The sequence below is a fragment of the Rhizobium sp. 11_C7_N12_5 genome (assembly GCF_051811145.1).
Lineage (GTDB): Bacteria > Pseudomonadota > Alphaproteobacteria > Rhizobiales > Rhizobiaceae > Rhizobium > Rhizobium lusitanum.
The window spans coordinates 1-15,024 of record NZ_JBPWPY010000001.1 but is presented as its reverse complement, the minus strand read 5'-3'; the positions used below and the strand labels follow the sequence as shown (position 1 = coordinate 15,024).

The following is a 15,024-nucleotide window of genomic DNA, read 5'->3' as shown; positions in this document are numbered from 1 at the left end:
AACCGAATGCGCTACGAACCGGATGCATAATACCTTGAAACAGGCACAATCCTCAGCAAAGGGCGATCCCGTTTTTCGATGTCGTCGACGGAACGGCACTCCGATGCTTCATCAGATAGGACATCGCCTGGTCGGATGAAACCAGCAAATGGCATATTTTTCTGCCAAAATTCCTCGGCTGCAGAAAAAAATCCATATTGGCAAGCCAGTGCAATAATGCGAAACGATCCGATAGGCCTTTTGGCACAGTCTGTGCATGACGTGAATGCCGTTCTCCGGATCAGAAAAGACGGACCTGTTGCATGCTCAATACGATCGAGACCTCCGGCCACGCAATCCACTCAGCGCCGGACCGAAACGCGTATAAAGTCGCCACTTTTCACTCCGCACGTGTGAAGAGGCTGCGAATACTGCTGCCTTTGGCCGCTTTCATCGTCTCGCTTATCTTCATCGCCGTCTCCGTCATCCGCGCCTATCTGCCGGCCGACATCCAGATCGAGGGCGCCAAGATCGAAGACGGCAAGGTCGTCATGGAGCGTCCCGCCATCGCCGGCCGCAACAAGGACGGCATCAATTACTCCCTGCTTGCGGAAAAGGCGCTGCAAGATATCCGGAATCCGAACATGATCACGCTGAAGACGATCAAGGCATCGATGCCTGTCAATACCGACGTGATCGCGCATGTGACGGCCCAGAGCGCGGATTTCGATCGCCAGGCCGACACGTTGAAACTGACCGAGCCCTTCGTCGTTCAGATGGACAACGGCTTGCGCGCCGAGTTCAAGACCGCTTTCCTCGATGTGAAGAAGGGCGACCTGTCCAGCCAGGATCAGGTTGCAATCCAGCGAGGTGGCATGTCGGTTGTTGCGCGTTCGCTCAAGATGACGGATAAGGGGAGCGTAATCGAATTCGACGGGCAGGTTCAAATGCGTATCGAACCGTCCGCATTCCACAACACAGCTAGCGAACAGAAGCCGGGCGGTTCATGATAAACGATTGGACACATTCAATTTTCAACTCCGGCCTGCGCAAGGCAGGCCTTTTTTGTGCTTTCAGCGCGCTCGCCTTTTTCGCAGCGGCGGAAGCAGGCGCGCAGGCAACGACAAGCAACATGCCAGGGCTTGCGCTTTCCAAGGATCAGCCGATCCAGATCGAAAGCGACAAGCTGGAAATCCATGATGCGGAAAGCCAGGCCGTGTTCACCGGCAACGTCAAGGTGGTTCAGGGGACCACGACGATGCAGGCTGGCAAGATGACTGTTTTCTACAAGAAGAAGCAGCCCGCTGATGCCAATGCCAAGCCGGCGGAGGACAATCCGGTCGCCAAGGCAGCCAAGGAGCAGAACCAGTCGCTGGTATCGGGTGACGCCAATATCGACCACATTCTGGTCACCGACAAGGTCTACCTCGTTTCCGGCACACAGACGGCGACAGCAGACGACGGCTCGTTCGACATGGCCAACCAGCTTGCCATCCTCAAGGGCAAGAAAGTGGTGCTGACCGACGGACCGAACGTTTTCACCGGTTGTCAGCTCACCGTGCACATGGCGACGGGCGAAGCGCAGCTGGATGCATGCGGGGGCCGTGTCCAGATCCAGCTCGATCCCAAGTCGCAGCAAGTGCAGCAACAACAGCAAAAGAAGAACTGATACCGGCCCCGTGACGACATCGACCACTTCCATCTTGCCCGGCACGACCGGGCCTTCCTCCACGGCAGCGGGCGCACCGGCCGCGGATAAAGCGCGTTATCAGGGTACCCTGATTGCGCGCGGCCTCACCAAGACCTACCGCACCCGGCGCGTCGTCAACGGCGTCTCGCTGGTGGTGCGGCGTGGTGAGGCGGTCGGCCTGCTCGGGCCTAACGGCGCGGGCAAGACCACCTGTTTCTACATGATCACCGGCCTCGTGCCTGTCGACGAAGGTACGATCGAGATCGACGGCAACAATGTCACCTCGATGCCGATGTATCGCCGCGCTCGGCTCGGGGTCGGCTATCTGCCGCAGGAAGCCTCGATCTTCCGTGGCCTGACGGTGGAGGAGAACATCCGCGCCGTGCTCGAGGTCCACGAAAAGGACAAGGCGAAGCGGGAACACAAGATTGACGAACTGCTGGAGGAATTCCACATTCGCAATCTGCGCACAGTGCCGGCGATAGCGCTTTCGGGTGGCGAGCGGCGGCGCCTGGAAATAGCGCGCGCACTGGCAACCGACCCGACCTTCATGCTTCTCGACGAGCCCTTCGCCGGCGTCGACCCGATCTCGGTCGCCGACATCCAGAACCTCGTCCATCACCTGACGGCGCGCGGTATCGGCGTGTTGATCACCGACCACAATGTTCGTGAGACGCTCGGCCTGATCGATCGCGCCTATATCATCCATGCAGGTGAAGTCCTGACCCATGGCAGGGCGAACGACATCGTCAGCAATCCGGAAGTACGAAAGCTGTATCTCGGCGACAATTTCAGCCTTTGACAGGCTGAAATTCAACCGGAGCGCACGTCAATATTATTGGACGCTGTCGCGCTTCGGAAATTTACCTTCGCTTCACAGTTCCACTTGACCAAATCCAATAAAAAAGCAATTTTTGGGCCAGTTGGGATTTCGCGAAGTTTTTATTAACGGAAAACGCGGATTCCCGAGGAGATCAAGGGGAGTCCCGCGTCCGCCATGGCACTATCGGCCAATCTTTTCCTGCGCCAAAGCCAAAGCCTGGTGATGACACCGCAACTGATGCAATCCATCCAGTTGCTGCAGATGACCCATTTTGAACTGACTCAGTTTATCGCGCAGGAAGTCGAGAAGAATCCGCTGCTTGAATTTGCGTCAAATGACGAGGATATAGGCAGTAGTGGCGATCGCGAGACGAAGGACGAGCGCTTCGAAACCGTGGACGAAACCCACGGCGACGATGATTTCGACCGCAATCCCGGTGATCTGGCGAGCGACTGGTACGAGAGCGACAATACCGGCAATACGGACCGGCTGAACAACGAACTCGATACCAATTTCAGCAACGTCTTTCCCGACGATGGAAGTCCGCAGCGTGCCGATGCGCCGGAACTGCTGAGCCAATGGAAATCCATGCCTGGCGGCGAAGCCGGCGAGAGCTACGATCTTGACGATTTTGTCGCCGGCCAGGTGTCGCTTCGCGATCATCTGAACGAACAAATCCCCTTTTCGCTTCCGACCGCAGCCGACCGGCTGATCGCGCAGTACCTCATCGACCAGCTCGATGATGCCGGTTATCTGCATGCCGACCCAAAGGAAACGGCGGAGCGTCTCGGTGCCTCCCCTCGGGAAGTGGAACGCGTGCTGAATATCTTGCAGCAGTTGGATCCCCCCGGGGTCTTCGCACGCTCTCTCAGCGAATGTCTGGCAATCCAACTTCGGCAGAGGGATCGTTTCGATCCGGCTATGGAGCGGTTGATCCAGAATCTCGAGCTTCTCGCCCGGCGTGATTTTGCAACGCTGAAGCGGCTCTGTGGTGTCGACGAGGAAGACCTGCTCGACATGATGACGGAGATCCGCCAGCTCAACCCGAAACCCGGCAGTTCCTTCGAGACCGGCATATCCGAGGCGATCATGCCCGATATCGTGGTGCGCCCCGCCGCAGACGGCAGCTGGCTGGTGGAGCTCAACCCCGATACGCTGCCGCGCGTGCTGGTGAGCCAGTCCTATTTCGCCTGCGTCTCCAAAACCAGCCAGGACCACGCCTTTCTGTCGGAATGCCTGCAGAATGCCAATTGGCTGACCCGCAGCCTCGACCAGCGAGCCAAGACGATCATGAAGGTGGCGAGCGAAATCGTGCGGCAGCAGGACGCTTTCCTGGTGCATGGGGTCGACCATCTGCGGCCGCTCAATCTGAAAACCGTGGCGGACGCCATCAAGATGCATGAATCGACCGTCAGCCGCGTGACCTCGAATAAATATATTCTAACGCCACGCGGACTGTTCGAGCTCAAATATTTCTTCACGGTTTCGATCAGCGCCGTCGAAGGCGGCGACAGCCATTCCGCCGAAGCGGTGCGTCACAAGATCCGCCTGCTGATCTCGAGCGAGAGTTCCGATGCGGTTCTGTCCGACGATGATATCGTGGATACGCTGAAGAAGGGCGGCATCGAGCTGGCTCGCCGTACGGTTGCAAAATACCGCGAGGCAATGAACATTCCTTCATCCGTGCAGCGGCGGCGAGAGAAGCGGGCCATCGCAAAAGTCGCGAACTTCTGACCGTTGTCGGCATTCAACCACAGACTGCGGATCTCCTAACAGTCCGTTAAGATGCAGTTGACTTTCAGATGCGGCGGGGCTAGAAGCCCGCCGCAATCGCTGCAGGACAGCACGACCATGAACTTATCCCCATCATCCCGAAGGCGGCCGATATACGCAATTTGTCTTTGACCGCGTGAAGTGCTTGGATGAGCTTGAGGCTTGGCGTAAACTGGTACGCGCAATAACCACTACAAGAAGGGAAACTCCATGAGTGTGCGTGTCTCCGGTAAACATATGGAAATTGGTGACTCATTCCGCCAGCGGATTGAAGACCAGATCGGTATGGCCGTGACGAAATACTTCGACGGGGGGTATTCGGGTCAGGTAACTGTTCACAAGTCCAGTTCTCGCTTCGCGGCCGATTGCAAGCTTCATCTCGACAGCGGTGTGGTGTTGCATGCCGCCGGAGAGGCGATGGACCCGCAGCTTGCTTTCGACGCGGCGTCCGAGCGTATCGAGAAACGTCTGCGCCGTTACAAACGCAAGCTTAAGGACCATCAGGCCGGCAATCATGCGAACGGTCAGGCTGAAGTCGCCTACACCGTCATGGACGGCGTTCCGGACGACGACGAGGAGATTGCCTCCGATTTCGCGCCGGTGATCGTTGCCGAAAGCACGAAGCAATTGAAGACCATGTCGGTGGCGACGGCTGTGATGGCGCTCGACATGACCGACGAACCGTTGCTGCTCTTCCGCAGTCCCGGCAAGGAACATCTGAACATCGTCTACCGTCGTCAGGACGGTAACATTGGCTGGATCGACGCGGCCAATATCAAAGGCTGAGAATAGAAGATGAGCGGCGGCTCCGTGCCTAAGTGGGCCGACCGCCGCTCCCCCGTTATCGGTTCTCGGCGACACGAAGGATAAAGAGAATGGCATTGGCAGATTTGCTACACCAAGATGCGATCATCCCCGCCTTGAGGGCAAATTCCAAAAAACAACTGCTTCAGGAGCTGGCAGCCAAAGCCTCCAAACTGACCGGACTTCCCGAACGAGAGATTTTCGACGTGGTGCTGCAGCGCGAGCGCCTGGGCTCCACCGGCGTCGGCAACGGCATCGCCATCCCGCATGGCAAGCTTGCCAGCATCAAATCCATCGCAGGCATTTTCGCGCGTCTCGAAGCACCGGTCGATTTTGAGGCGCTGGACGACCAGCCCGTCGACCTCGTCTTCCTGCTGCTCGCGCCGGAAGGCGCAGGCGCCGATCATCTCAAGGCACTCTCACGCATCGCCCGCGTTTTGCGAGACCAGGACCTGGTCGCCAAGCTGCGCGCCACGGAATCCGCTTCGGCGATCTATGCATTCCTCAACGAGGAACAGGCATCCAACGCCGCTTAACGGTGACTTGGATCACATCGGATCAAGGCAAAAATAAGAGCCGGATGATTGTGGATCATCCGGCTCTTATTTTTTTATCGCGTGAAGATCAGGCGTCTTTTTCGTCCAGCGGGCTATTGGCGCCCTCTGCATTCTCGACGATCTTCGGGCCGCCCTTGGCGACGCCGACCATGGCCGGGCGCAGAACGCGCTCGCCGATGACGAAGCCGGCCTGCACGACCTGCACGACCGTATTGTTCGGCACCTCTGAATTCGGCACCTCGAACATCGCCTGATGGAAATTGGGGTCGAACTTCTGCCCGATCGGCTCGATCTGGCGCACGCCATGGCGCTCCAGTGCCGAGAGCATGGACCGCTCGGTCATCTCGACGCCGTCGATCAGCGTCTGCAGGCCAGCATCGGCGCCGGCGCGCGCTTCGGCCGGAATGGCTTCCAGCGTGCGGCGCAGGTTGTCCGCCACTGCAAGCATGTCGCGGGCGAAGCTCGCCACGGAATAGGACTTCGCATCCTTCACATCACGCTCGGTGCGGCGGCGAAGATTGTCCATCTCGGCGGCGAGCCGAAGGTAGCGGTCACGCAGTTCGCCGTTTTCGGCCTTCAGCAGCTCGACCGGGTCCGGCTGAGACGGCTCGGTCGCATCAATGGTTTCCGCTGCGTCTTGAGCGAAATCCGCTGATGTGTCGGCCGCCGCGGCGTCAGGTCCGGTTTTCGTTGTTTCGTCGGTCATGACGGTCTCCGAATTGCTTTGTCTTTTGGATGTGCCCGATATCGAGGTTTAGCCGGAAAAAATCAAGGCTTTGTCGAGAAGATCAGCCAATTCGTGGCATTACGACGGTGGCAAGATACCGGCGGATCAGAGACGCTGGTTGCGACTCGGCTATCCAGGCCCTCTCTCCGATGATATAGTTAAGCGTATCTCAACACGGCGGGTGAGATCAATGTCCAGCGGCAAATCCCTTTCCGGCAAATGTTTCTGCGGTGCAGTCGAGGTCACCGTCGACGGCGAGCCTATCGCGATGGGCTATTGCCACTGCGATTCCTGCCGGGAATGGTCGGCGGGACCGGTCAATGCCTTCTCGCTCTGGCCGCCCGAAGCCGTCCACATTACCAAGGGTGCAGATCGCATCGGCAGCTACCAGAAGACCGAAACGAGCGCGCGCAAGTGGTGCACGGTCTGCGGGGGCCATCTGCTGACGGAGCATCCCCCATGGGGCGTAACCGATGTTTACGCCGCTGTCCTTCCCGGTCTCGACTTTCAACCGGCATTTCACGCCAATTACGAGACGACGGTGCTGCACATGAAAGATGGACTGCCGAAGCAGAAGGATTTTCCGGCGGAAATGGGCGGATCGGGAACGCTGCTTCCCGACTAGGCGTCAGATCCCTGGCCGCGACAGCCTCGAAATCAGCTGTGCCGTATAATCCACCATGGGCACGATGCGTGCGTAGTTCAGCCGCGTCGGACCGATGACGCCGACTGCTCCGACGATGCGATCGTCATCGTCGCGGTAGGGAGCGACGATGAGCGAGGAGCCGGACAGGGAAAAGAGCTTGTTTTCCGAACCGATGAAGATACGCACCCCCGGTCCGCTTTCCGCAAGGTTGAGGATCTCGATGAGACTGTCCTTCTTTTCAAGGTCATCGAATAGCAGACGCAGCCGGTCCAGATCCTCGGCGCCGCCGACGTCGGCCAGCAGATTGGCGTGGCCACGCACGATGAGTTGCGTCGGCTTGCCTTCGGCGTCGTCACCCGACAGCACCGCAATTCCGCGCTCGACCAGCTCATGCGACAGGCTGTCCAACTCCTGGCGGACGCTATCCTTCAGACTTTGCACACGCCGGCGGAATTCCGGAAGGGTCTGGCCGGCCATATGAGCATTGAGGAAATTGGCGGCCTCCGTCAGCTGCGACGAGGTGATGCCGGCCGGCAGTTCGATGATGCGGTTTTCGACCTGGTCATGATCGCCGACAAGCACCGCAAGCGCCTTGGTCGGCTCCAGCCGGATGAATTCCACATGCTTCAGCACGGGATCGCTTTTCGCGGTAATGACCAGGCCGGCGCCGCGCGAAATGCCAGACAGCATGCGGCTCGCCTCGGACATGACCGATTCCATCGGCTGGTCGCGATTGCTCCCGCGCACCTGCCGATCGATGTTGGCGCGGTCCTCGGCGGAGAGGTCACCGACCTGCATGAAGGCGTCGACGAAGAAGCGCAGGCCGATCTGGGTCGGCAGCCGGCCGGCGCTGATATGCGGCGAATAGATGAGACCAAGCTCTTCCAGGTCGCTCATGACATTGCGCACCGAAGCTGGCGACAAGGACATGGGCAGCAGGCGCGAAAGATTGCGCGAACCGAGCGGCTCGCCGTTTTCGAGATAGCCTTCGACGATGCGGCGAAAGATTTCCTTGGAGCGTTCGTCAAGCGCAGCAATGACATCCGAAACCGTCGATGTCGTAAATACCATTTTGCTGCCAAATCCGTTCCATTGAGCCTTAGTGAAAATATAATCATTCAGTTAGCAATCGCAAAAGGGAAAAATGCGGTTACCGCCGCAGTGGGGCGTTAAAGCCTGCTTTTCCTTTGCAAAAGCCTCCTCTGGGTCGTAGAAGCGGTCAACGAAGTTTCAGGAGAGTGGAATGCGGCCTTCAGGCAGAAAAACCGATCAGATGCGCAAGGTGTCGTTCGAGCGCAATTTTTCCAAGCATGCGGAAGGCTCGTGCCTGGTCAAGTTCGGCGATACGCATGTGCTCTGCACGGCAAGCCTGGAAGAAAAGACGCCGCCATGGCTGCGCAACAGCGGCAAGGGTTGGGTCACGGCTGAATACGGCATGCTGCCGCGCGCGACCGGCGAGCGCATGAAGCGCGAAGCTGCCGCCGGCAAGCAGGGCGGCCGCACGCAGGAAATCCAGCGCCTCATCGGCCGCTCGCTGCGCGCCGTCGTCGACCTGAAGGAGCTCGGCGAACGCCAGATCACCGTCGACTGCGACGTCATCCAGGCCGATGGCGGCACGCGTACCGCGTCGATCACCGGTGGGTGGATCGCGCTCTACGATTGCATGAAGTGGATGGAAAGCCGCAACATGATCAAAGTCGACCGCGTGCTGAAAGATCACATCGCGGCGATCTCCTGCGGCATCTTCGCCAGCCAGCCGGTGATCGACCTCGATTATCTCGAGGATTCCTCGGCAGAAACCGACGCCAACTTCGTCATGACCGGCAAAGGCGGGATCGTCGAGATCCAGGGAACGGCCGAGGGCACGCCCTTCAGCGAAGAGGAATTCGCCACGCTCCTGGGCCTTGCCAAGAACGGCATTGCCGAACTGGTGGATCTGCAGAAGCAGGCGATCGTCTGAGGATATCCTGCAATGGCGGACGCGGCTCTCGAAGGCATCTTGGAAACCGCTCTCTATGCGGACGATCTCGATGCGATCGAGGCCTTTTATAGCGGCATTCTCGGGCTCGAGAAGATCGCACGTGGTGGTAACCGCCATGTCTTTTATCGTTGCGGGCCGGGCGTGCTGTTGATCTTCAATCCGGCCGAGACGATGAAGCCGCCGGAACCGGGCTCCCTTCCCGTGCCGCCGCATGGCACGACGGGCGATGGTCATGTCTGCTTTCGGCTCAGCGGCGACGACATCGAGGCAATGGCCCGGAAGCTGAAGGCTGCGGGCATTGCCATCGAAGCCGATTTTCACTGGCCGAACGGCGGCCGCTCGATCTATTTCCGCGATCCGGCCGGCAACAGCCTGGAATGCGCCGAACCCCGCATCTGGGGCTTATGACGGGACAAGACATGCGCAAACTCGATACCAAGACCATCGTCGTCGCCAGCCACAATGCCGGCAAGATCCGCGAAATCGAGGATCTGATCGGCCCCTTCGGCTTTGCCGCCAAGTCGGCCGCCGACCTCAATTTCATCGAACCGGACGAAACAGGCACGACCTTCGAGGAAAATGCCGCGATCAAGGCACTGGCCTCGGCGCATGCTTCCGGCCTGCCGGCACTGTCCGACGATTCCGGCCTGGTGATCGATGCGCTCGGCGGCGATCCGGGGGTCTATACCGCCAACTGGGCTGAAACAGCTGACGGCACTCGCGACTTCGCCATGGCGATGCAGAAGGTCGAAACCGCGCTGGAAAAAGCCGGCGCCACCTCGCCTGAACGCCGTACGGCTCGTTTCGTCAGCGTGCTTTGCCTTGCCTGGCCGGACGGACATACCGAACTTTTCCGCGGCGAAGTCGAAGGCGCCGTCGTCTGGCCGCCGCGCGGCACCCAGGGCTTCGGCTATGATCCGATATTCCAGCCGGAGGGATATGAGACGACCTTCGGCGAGATGAGCGCCGACGAGAAGCATGGCTGGAAGCCCGGCAATCCGCAGGCGCTGTCGCATCGCGCCCGCGCCTTCAAGGTCTTTGTCGAAACCTGTCTGGAGGCGTAGGCTTACTTCGTGGAGATCATGGATTCGCAAGACCTGATGCGCGGGGCGCAATTGCTACCGGATACCGGCGAGCCTGGTTTCGGCGTCTATGTGCATTGGCCCTTCTGCGCGGCCAAATGTCCCTATTGCGATTTCAACAGCCATGTCCGTCACCAGCCTGTTGATCAGGAGCGTTTCGCTGCCGCCTTTCTGAAGGAGATGGCATCGATGCGGATGATCAGCGGCCCGAAAACAGTGACCAGCATCTTCCTCGGCGGCGGCACACCTTCGCTGATGAAGCCGGAGACGGTCGGTACGATCCTCGATGGCATCGCCAGGACCTGGCATGTGCCTGACGGCATTGAGATCACCATGGAGGCCAATCCATCGAGCGTCGAGGCCGAGCGCTTCCGCGGCTATCGCGCCACCGGTGTCAATCGCGTGTCGATGGGCGTGCAGGCACTGAACGACCGCGACCTGAAATTCCTGGGCCGCCTGCACGATGTCGCCGACGCGCTGAAGGCGATCAAGCTGGCGCGCGAGATCTTCCCGCGCATGTCCTTCGACCTCATCTATGCCCGCCCGAACCAGACAGTCGAGGAATGGGAACGCGAGCTGAAGGAGGCAATCTCCTACGCCGTCGACCACCTCTCGCTCTATCAATTGACCATCGAGGAAGGCACGCCCTTCTACGGCCTTCACAAGGCCGGTAAATTGATCGTGCCCGACGGCGACCAGTCGGCGCTGCTCTACGAGGCAACGCAGGAGATCACCGAGCGCGAGGGCATGCCGGCCTACGAGGTCTCCAACCACGCGCGTCCCGGCGCCGAAAGCCGGCATAATCTCACCTACTGGCGCTATGGCGACTATGCCGGGATCGGTCCCGGCGCCCATGGCCGGCTGACCCGCGGCTCGCAAAAGCTTGCAACGGCCACCGAGCGGAAGCCGGAGAGCTGGCTTGAGATGGTCGAGCGCGACGGCCATGGCATGGTCGATCAGGAAATGCTCGGCTTCGACGAGCAGGCCGACGAATTGCTGCTGATGGGCCTGCGCCTGAAGGAGGGTGTCGACCTCGCCCGCTGGCAGGAACTCTCCGGCCGGGATCCAGATCCGCAGCGCGAGGCTTTCCTGCTGGAGCACGGGTTCATCGAGCGGCTGGGCAATTCCCGCCTGCGCTGCACGCCGACGGGAATGCTGCTCCTCGATTCCGTCGTTGCCGATCTGGCCTGTTAGTCACCTCCCTCGAGGGCGGGGCAATTGCATATGGGGCATGCCGGTGCCGCAAGCTCCTTCTCCCCTCGGGGAGAAGTTGGCCCGAAGGGTCGGATGAGGGGGCGCGGCAACGATCTCATCTCATATGCGATTCCCCTGCCCTCAAGAGGAGGGTAAACAGCCGTCCGTCGATCGCCGCAAGGCCGAGCGCGATCATCGCCATGCCGATGAAGTGCTTCGGCTGCAAGTCCTCGCCGAGAATCAGTGCACCGAGCAGGATGGCGCTGACAGGGATGAGGAAGGTCACCAGCATCAAGTTGGTAGCGCCTGCGGTCGCGAGAATGCGGAAGAACAGCACATAGGCGACGGCCGTCGACAGGATGGCGAGGCCCGCGAGCGCCAGCCAGGTTTCGGCCGATGGCATCGCGAGCGTCCAGGGGCGGTCAACGAAAAGAGCGATCGGCAGCAGCAGGACGGTCGAGGCCGTCACCTGACCGGCGGCGGGAATGATGGGCGCCAACCCCATGCGGCGGAAGCGGCGTCCGAAGATGCCGGCGAGGGAATAGGTGAAGGCGGCTCCCAATACGGCGAGCTGCGCCAGCACATTCGAACCGAGGCTTGCGAGCACCGACGGGCCGATCATCAGGGCCACGCCGGCAAAGCCGACGATGACGCCGACAAGGCGATTGCCGGTCATCTTCTCATCCGACGTCAGAAGATGCGCGACCACGACGCCGAAAAGCGGTGTCGTCGCGTTGAGGATCGAGGCAAGGCCGCTGGCAATATGCGTCTGGCCCCAGACGATCAGCAGGAAGGGAATAACATTGTTGAGGAAGCCCATGCCGAAGAAGGCGAGCCAGACCTGGCGATCGCGTGGCATGGAATGCCCGGTCACGCGCACGATGACATGCAGAGCGATAGCGGCAAGTGCGACACGCGCTGTCACGATGGTAAAGGGCGGCAGTCCATGGACCAGAATGCCGTTGAACAGGAAGGAGCCGCCCCACAGGAGGGATAGTCCCACAAGCATGCCCCACTCGACTGCGCCCATGGACTTCTGCGGCATCACGATAGTCTCCAGTATTTCATTCGATTGAGTTTTACTTATGGACGGCCGGAATCTCATACTGTTGCCAACCATCGGAATTGCTGAAATAATCTCGCGATAGCGGGCCTCTGGCAAGCGAGTCTTTCTCATTCAATGATTTAGCTGAACTCAATCATTATGGATCAGTTGCCGTCTCTTTCGGCCCTCAGGGCCTTCGAAGCATCAGCCCGTCATCTCAGCATGACGCTGGCGGCAAACGAGCTGCATGTCACGCCTGGCGCCATCAGCCTGCAGATCCGGGACCTCGAAAGCGCGCTCGGCGTACGGCTTTTCGAGCGCCGGGCGCGCAGCCTTGCGTTGACCACAGGAGGCGCCGACTATTTCGCGACGATGCGCACGGCCTTCCGCCTCATTCGCGAGGCAACCACGGCCCTGACGATGCGCTCAAGGGACACAGTGCTGACCGTCGCCTGCACTGCCGGTTTTGCCACGCATTGGCTGGTGCCGCGGCTTCGGCGCTTCGAGCAGGCTCATCCCGATATCGATCTGCGCATCAGCGCCTCGCATCGCATGATGGATTTCCAGCGGGACGGGATCGACATCGCCATCCGCCACGGGCTCGGCGGCTATGAAGGGCTGGCAAGCGAAAGGCTGCTCGATGACGAATATGTGCCGATTTGCACCCCCGAGATGGCGGCGACACTCGGCCCCTCGCCCGTCGTCGACAATCTGGCGGATCAGACCCTGATTCATGACGTCTATCGGCGCGACTGGGAGCTCTGGCTGCAGGCTGCGGGCGCGACGCGTGTGGACGCCACGCGCGGGCCGGTCTTCACGGATGGCACCGGGGCTTATCACGCCATGAAGGCAGGGCTCGGCATCGCACTGATGCGCCGCTCCTTCGTCGAGCAGGAATTGGCAGGCGGGACGCTGATAGCCCCCTTCCCCATCGGGTTTGCCAGCGCACTCGCCTATCATCTCGTCTATCCGCCGGGCGCGCTGGAACGGCCGGCGGTTGCGGCCCTCCGCTCCTGGCTGCTCTCCGAAGTCTCACATGCGACGCCGCCGACATAGGCAGGCTCGAACACCTGATCGGTCATCCCCGTCAACATCAAGCAGACAAGGTCACCCAAAGAAAACGGCCGGCGCTGAGGCCGGCCGTGAAACGAAGAGCGGATAGCGCCCGCCGCTTATTCGTTGATGAGGCGCTTGAGCAGCTCGATCTCATGCGACAACTTGGTGTCGCCCGAGATCAGTTCCTCGATCTTGCGCACCGCATGCAGCACGGTCGTATGATCGCGACCGCCGAACCTGCGACCGATCTCCGGGAAGGAGCGCGGTGTCAGTGTCTTCGACAGATACATGGCGATCTGGCGCGGCTTCACGATGACGCGGGTGCGACGATTGGAGACCAGCTCCTGGCGCGAGACATTATAGTGACGCGCGACAATGCGCTGGATGTCCTCGATGCGGACGCGACGCGGCTCGCCGGAACCGACCAGATGCGCGAGAAGCTCATCGACGCGCTCGACCGTCAGGTTGGGCTCGAACGACCGGCGGAAGATGAGTTGATTGAACGCGCCTTCCAGCTCGCGACCGCTTGCCGTGACATTGCGGGCGACGTGAGACAGAAGCTCCGCCGGGATTTCCAGCGACGGATCGTCCTGACGGGCCGCATCCAGACGGCGCTTGAGGATTTCAAGACGCATTTCATAGTCCGGTGCCTCGACCTCGATCGCTACACCACCCTGAAGACGCGAGCGGACGCGTGGATCGAGCGATTCCAGCTCCCAGGGAGCGCGATCGGCGGCGACGACAACCTGCTTGGCGCTGTCGAGCAGCATGTTGAGCAGATGGCAGAACTCGTGCTGGATCATCTTGCCCTGCAGGAACTGCATGTCGTCGATGATGAGCAGGTCGATGTTGCGCAGGGAATCCTTCAGCGTCAGCGCATCATTGTCGCGGATCGCGGTTGCGAAGCGCCACATGAAGTATTCCGCCGTCAGATAGACCACGCGCAGGTTGCGCGGATTCTGTACGGCGGCATTGGCGATCGCCTGCAACAGATGCGTCTTGCCGAGACCGACCGTCGAATGAACGAAGAGCGGATTAAACCGCACGGCGCCTGAGCCGGCTTCAGCGATGGTCTTGGCGGCGGCAAGGCTCACCCGGTTCGAGCTGCCCTCGACATAGGTGTCGAAGGTAAAGCGGGAATCGAGCGGCGAGCCGAACAGCGGCATACCTCCCGTCGCAGGGCGGGCTGCGGCTGCCGCGCTTACGGCCTGAGCGACAGCGTGGCCGGCGGGCTGCGCTACAGAGCGGCGGATCGGCGCCACGGCAGCCTGATCCGATACAACAGCCTGTTCGTCAGCACCCGGCTTCGCGCTGTGCCGCGTCGCCGTACGCACCAGAATTTCAACTTTCAGGATCTCCGCGTCTTCTGTCTGGAACAGGCCGGTGATCATATCGAGATAGCGATTATTGATCCACGACTTCAGAAAGGTCGTCGGAACCGTAAGGCGCACAACACTCTTGGAGACCGAATGCAGTTTAAGTCGGCCGAACCAGCTGGCATAGACGTCAGGACCAACCTGCGCCTTCAAGCGCGCACTGACACGTTCGAACAAAACATTTTGCGCCACGTCTCCTTTTTCCCCCGCCGCTTCTAGGCAAACCGCACTGAACGCCTGCGCATTGTCCCCGGTTTCCAACGCACCCGTCGTCCTCGTATGTATCTGCAT

The 15,024-nt window shown here is 60.2% G+C and carries 16 protein-coding genes; 12 read left to right on the top strand and 4 right to left on the bottom strand.

Annotation, left to right across the window (positions count from 1 at the left end; translation table 11 throughout):
- The first annotated feature begins 302 nt into the window (after window positions 1-302).
- From lptC to ptsN, 6 genes are all read left to right on the top strand, one after another.
- Entirely contained in the window at window positions 303-989 is a 687-nt protein-coding gene (gene lptC / locus AB8B29_RS00080; protein WP_037202989.1) for an LPS export ABC transporter periplasmic protein LptC, read from the top strand.
- On the top strand, window positions 986-1,648 hold the full coding sequence (locus AB8B29_RS00075; RefSeq protein ID WP_037202988.1) for an LptA/OstA family protein: 663 nt from the start codon (window positions 986-988) through the stop codon (window positions 1,646-1,648). The genes lptC and AB8B29_RS00075 overlap by 4 nt, the downstream gene beginning before the upstream one ends.
- A 31-nt stretch (window positions 1,649-1,679) precedes the next feature.
- Complete coding sequence (gene lptB / locus AB8B29_RS00070; RefSeq protein ID WP_245297501.1) at window positions 1,680-2,471, top strand: LPS export ABC transporter ATP-binding protein; 792 nt, start codon at window positions 1,680-1,682, stop codon at window positions 2,469-2,471.
- 195 nt (window positions 2,472-2,666) lie between these two features.
- Window positions 2,667-4,226, top strand: coding sequence for an RNA polymerase factor sigma-54 (gene rpoN / locus AB8B29_RS00065; protein WP_092574441.1), 1,560 nt, complete (start codon window positions 2,667-2,669; stop codon window positions 4,224-4,226).
- Between the two features lie 249 nt (window positions 4,227-4,475).
- A complete protein-coding gene (hpf, locus tag AB8B29_RS00060; protein ID WP_037202985.1) occupies window positions 4,476-5,051 on the top strand; it encodes a ribosome hibernation-promoting factor, HPF/YfiA family in 576 nt (191 codons plus the stop codon).
- Window positions 5,052-5,140: 89 nt separating this feature from the next.
- Window positions 5,141-5,605, top strand: coding sequence for a PTS IIA-like nitrogen regulatory protein PtsN (gene ptsN / locus AB8B29_RS00055; protein WP_037202984.1), 465 nt, complete (start codon window positions 5,141-5,143; stop codon window positions 5,603-5,605).
- An 88-nt stretch (window positions 5,606-5,693) separates the two neighbouring features.
- Here ptsN and grpE read toward each other — a convergent pair whose 3' ends face one another.
- A complete protein-coding gene (gene grpE, locus AB8B29_RS00050) occupies window positions 5,694-6,332 on the bottom strand; it encodes a nucleotide exchange factor GrpE (protein ID WP_047556215.1) in 639 nt (212 codons plus the stop codon).
- 211 nt (window positions 6,333-6,543) lie between these two features.
- On the opposite strand from grpE, the gene AB8B29_RS00045 reads away from it, so the two are divergent.
- Window positions 6,544-6,978 carry a GFA family protein gene (locus AB8B29_RS00045; RefSeq protein ID WP_047641085.1) on the top strand — a complete coding sequence of 145 codons (435 nt, stop codon included), beginning with the start codon at window positions 6,544-6,546 and terminating at the stop codon, window positions 6,976-6,978.
- Window positions 6,979-6,981: 3 nt separating this feature from the next.
- On the opposite strand, the gene hrcA is transcribed toward AB8B29_RS00045, so the two are convergent.
- Complete coding sequence (gene hrcA / locus AB8B29_RS00040) at window positions 6,982-8,070, bottom strand: heat-inducible transcriptional repressor HrcA (protein ID WP_037202978.1); 1,089 nt, start codon at window positions 8,068-8,070, stop codon at window positions 6,982-6,984.
- A 172-nt stretch (window positions 8,071-8,242) separates the two neighbouring features.
- Between hrcA and rph the strand changes: the two genes are divergently transcribed.
- Genes rph through hemW form a run of 4 tightly spaced genes read left to right on the top strand, consistent with a single transcriptional unit; the run spans window position 8,243 to window position 11,256 of the window.
- Entirely contained in the window at window positions 8,243-8,959 is a 717-nt protein-coding gene (gene rph, locus AB8B29_RS00035; protein ID WP_037202976.1) for a ribonuclease PH, read from the top strand.
- Window positions 8,960-8,971: 12 nt separating this feature from the next.
- Window positions 8,972-9,388, top strand: coding sequence for a VOC family protein (locus AB8B29_RS00030; RefSeq protein WP_037202974.1), 417 nt, complete (start codon window positions 8,972-8,974; stop codon window positions 9,386-9,388).
- Between the two features lie 11 nt (window positions 9,389-9,399).
- Window positions 9,400-10,044 carry an RdgB/HAM1 family non-canonical purine NTP pyrophosphatase gene (gene rdgB, locus AB8B29_RS00025; protein WP_047641086.1) on the top strand — a complete coding sequence of 215 codons (645 nt, stop codon included), beginning with the start codon at window positions 9,400-9,402 and terminating at the stop codon, window positions 10,042-10,044.
- 18 nt (window positions 10,045-10,062) lie between these two features.
- Entirely contained in the window at window positions 10,063-11,256 is a 1,194-nt protein-coding gene (hemW, locus tag AB8B29_RS00020; RefSeq protein ID WP_047641087.1) for a radical SAM family heme chaperone HemW, read from the top strand.
- Window positions 11,257-11,371: 115 nt separating this feature from the next.
- Here hemW and AB8B29_RS00015 read toward each other — a convergent pair whose 3' ends face one another.
- Window positions 11,372-12,301 carry a DMT family transporter gene (locus tag AB8B29_RS00015; protein ID WP_439006666.1) on the bottom strand — a complete coding sequence of 310 codons (930 nt, stop codon included), beginning with the start codon at window positions 12,299-12,301 and terminating at the stop codon, window positions 11,372-11,374.
- A gap of 159 nt (window positions 12,302-12,460) precedes the next feature.
- Here AB8B29_RS00015 and gcvA point away from each other — a divergent pair, with 159 nt between their 5' ends.
- A complete protein-coding gene (gene gcvA, locus AB8B29_RS00010) occupies window positions 12,461-13,357 on the top strand; it encodes a transcriptional regulator GcvA (protein ID WP_208865012.1) in 897 nt (298 codons plus the stop codon).
- A 116-nt stretch (window positions 13,358-13,473) separates the two neighbouring features.
- Here the strand turns inward: gcvA and dnaA are convergent.
- Window positions 13,474-15,024, bottom strand: a 1,551-nt coding sequence (gene dnaA, locus AB8B29_RS00005) for a chromosomal replication initiator protein DnaA (protein ID WP_034513977.1), incomplete at its 5' end; no start/stop codon positions are given.